The organism is Gemmata sp. (assembly GCF_051859125.1).
Lineage (GTDB): Bacteria > Planctomycetota > Planctomycetia > Gemmatales > Gemmataceae > Gemmata.
In genome coordinates, this window is sequence record NZ_JBHYGG010000236.1 from 1 (window position 1) to 1768 (window position 1768).

The window sequence follows — 1768 nt, forward strand, 5'->3', positions numbered from 1 at the left end:
GGCCGAAGCAGCGCAGAGGGCTCAGGTTGCGGCCGGCACAGCCGGCCCTACATCGGGTTCTGTCCGGGGGGGCCTTATTCGCGAGTTGGCTTCGGCTCGGCCCCGGCCGGGGCGTCCGCGGTCAGCCACCCGCGTCCGGCGGAGTACCGGACCAGGTCCACGCGGCCCCGGCACTTGAGCTTCTCCATCGCCCTGCTCTTGTACGTCTCGATGGTCTTGACGGACACGGTGATGCGGGCCGCGATCTCCTTGTTGCTGTACCCCAGGGCGATCAACCGGACCACCTCGGCCTCGCGCTCGCTCAGGGCCGCCCCCGTCTCACCGGCCGAGCGCGTCGGGCCGCCGACCAGGAGGTGGGCCATGGCCGGGTCGACGTACCTCCCGCCCCCGGCGACGACGCGGACCGCGCGGACCAGTTCGGCCGCCGCGGTCCGCTTCAGGACGTACCCGCTCGCGCCCGCCCCGAGGAGCAGCCGCAGGTACCCGACGTCCTCGTGGACCGTGAGGGCCAGCACCCGCAGGTCGGGCCGCTCGGCCCGCAGCCGGGTCGCCACCTGCGCGCCGTTGAGCCCGGGCATCGACACGTCCACGACGGCGACGTCCGGGTCGAGCTGGCCCGCGAGGGTGACCGCGGTCGGGCCGTCCTCGGCCACGCCCACGACCGCCATGTCCGGCTCGCCGGCCAGGAGCCCCTTGAGCCCCTCGCGCACCACGGGGTGGTCGTCGGCCAACAGGATGCGGATCACGTTCATCGGCACCTCTCGATGTGCGTTGGGACGACGATTTGCACCCCAGGGAGGGTGCGGGGCGACATAGTGCTTATACCGGACCGCTGCTCGCAATTCTTCATCGAACATGCGGCGGGGGGGCGAGGGTGCAAAACCCGGACCTTCAGCATTCCTTTGGGCGGAATGGGACCGTCGGGGGAACCCGACGCGGTGTCGGGAAATCGCGAAATGAGTTCGGCGTCCTAACATCCTCGTCGGAGCGACCTCGATTCGTGGTTTAGTGTCACCGAACGGAATCGGCAGCCCCTTTCTCTCTCCCGAGGCTCCCGTGAACAAACACACCCGATACGGATCTCACGTGTCCGTTCTCGTCGTCGAGGACCACCCCGATGCGGCCGAATCGACGGCCGAACTCCTCGCCCTGCTCGGGTGCCGCACGCGGGTGGCGGGGAGCGGGGACGAGGCACTCGCGGCGGTCGCCGCGGAGGCGCCGGACGTGATCTTGTTGGACATCGGGCTGCCCGGGGTGGACGGGTGGGAAGTGGCCCGCCGGGTCCGCGCGGGTGCCACGGGGCGGGGGCCGGTGATCGTGGCCGTGACCGGGCGGGGGACGGACAGCGACCGCCGGCGGTCCGCCGATGCCGGGATCGACCTGCACCTCGTCAAGCCGGCCGCCCCGGACGACCTCGTTCTGCTCGTCGCCCGGATCCGCGGCCTGCTGGAAGCGACCGAGTGACACCGGTAGGGGTTACGCAGTTGGCTTGGTGGGGCAGACATTCTTGTCTGCCGCCAGTCGCCTCACGAGGCAGACAAAAATGTCTGCCCCACCAAAACAAGCAGATCCGAGCGCAACTGCGTAACTCCTAACCGGATCGCGGTGATCCGTAGCCGCTCTGTAGCCGGCCTCTGTGAGGCCGGGGCTGTGGGACTCGCTAAGAAGCGGTGGCGGAATGGTTCGGCGTGGTTGGTGGGGTGGTGTCGCGTGCCCCCTCACCCGCCGCTCGAAGACTCGCGGCGACCTCTCCCCCCGGACGGGGGGC

General features: G+C 70.2%; 2 protein-coding genes. One reads left to right on the forward strand and one right to left on the reverse strand.

Annotated features, from left to right (window positions below; genetic code table 11):
• Window positions 1-74: 74 nt before the first annotated feature.
• The gene (locus ACTIGN_RS18970) at window positions 75-752 is read right to left on the reverse strand and encodes a response regulator (RefSeq protein ID WP_439626662.1); all 678 of its coding nucleotides are present in this window, start codon (window positions 750-752) and stop codon (window positions 75-77) included.
• A 334-nt stretch (window positions 753-1086) separates the two neighbouring features.
• On the opposite strand from ACTIGN_RS18970, the gene ACTIGN_RS18975 reads away from it, so the two are divergent.
• Window positions 1087-1464, forward strand: a complete 378-nt coding sequence (locus ACTIGN_RS18975) for a response regulator (protein WP_439626664.1) — start codon at window positions 1087-1089, stop codon at window positions 1462-1464.
• The last annotated feature ends 304 nt before the right edge of the window (window positions 1465-1768 follow it).

Coding starts and splice junctions, on each gene's coding strand:
- ACTIGN_RS18970 (WP_439626662.1), bottom strand. CDS start 752: ATGAACGTGATCCGCATCCTGTTGGCCGACGACCACCCCGTGGTGCGC.